Source organism: Peribacillus sp. P4_B1 (assembly GCF_056402395.1).
This window is the reverse complement of record NZ_JBFUHM010000171.1, coordinates 1-597: the sequence shown is the minus strand read 5'-3', so window position 1 is coordinate 597 and position 597 is coordinate 1. Positions and strand designations below refer to the sequence as shown.

General features: G+C 64.5%; 1 protein-coding gene. It reads left to right on the top strand.

Translation table 11 applies throughout. From position 1 onward, the window contains the following. Window positions 1-12 precede the first annotated feature (12 nt). The gene (locus tag AC1DVK_RS27120) at window positions 13-159 is read left to right on the top strand and encodes an FCD domain-containing protein (RefSeq protein WP_477627846.1); all 147 of its coding nucleotides are present in this window, start codon (window positions 13-15) and stop codon (window positions 157-159) included. Window positions 160-597 lie beyond the last annotated feature (438 nt).

The following is a 597-nucleotide window of genomic DNA, read 5'->3' as shown; positions in this document are numbered from 1 at the left end:
GACCAGAGCCGGATCAGCGGCTCCTACCACCTGGCTGAACGCGGGCTGCTTGCCACCAGCGCCGCCGAACACGGACCCATCCTGGCCGCCCTCATTGCCGGGGACCGGAAGCTCGCCGAGTCCCTCATGGTCGAACACCTCAGCTACTCGCTTCCCTAACCTCACTGCCCCAACCACCAGGACGTCCGGGCCGCTTCCCCGGCCCGCACGGGCACCTCCAACGCCGCCCCGGGCTGCAGCGCTGGCGGCAGTTCCGTCGCCACACCATCGAACACCCCTCCCGGCGTCGGAAATGCCCCGCAGGACCCGCACGGCCGCAACCCCCTGCAGCGCCCGGCATCCCCAGTGCGACGCCCACCTTCGGCACCCGGGCGCTACTGAGCGCCAAATAATCTCGCGGAACATTTTGCTTGACGTACATCACATCGGACCCCAAGATGGTTATATATAACCCGTTACCGATAGTTGATACCCCAAGCGAGCCAATGGGGTATGGCTTCCGCAACAGAGACAGGACGATCAATGTCAAATGTGGTGTCGCTCCAGCTTCCCCCAGGGACTCAACAGCCTTCACATGCGGCCGTCGTCATCATCGGC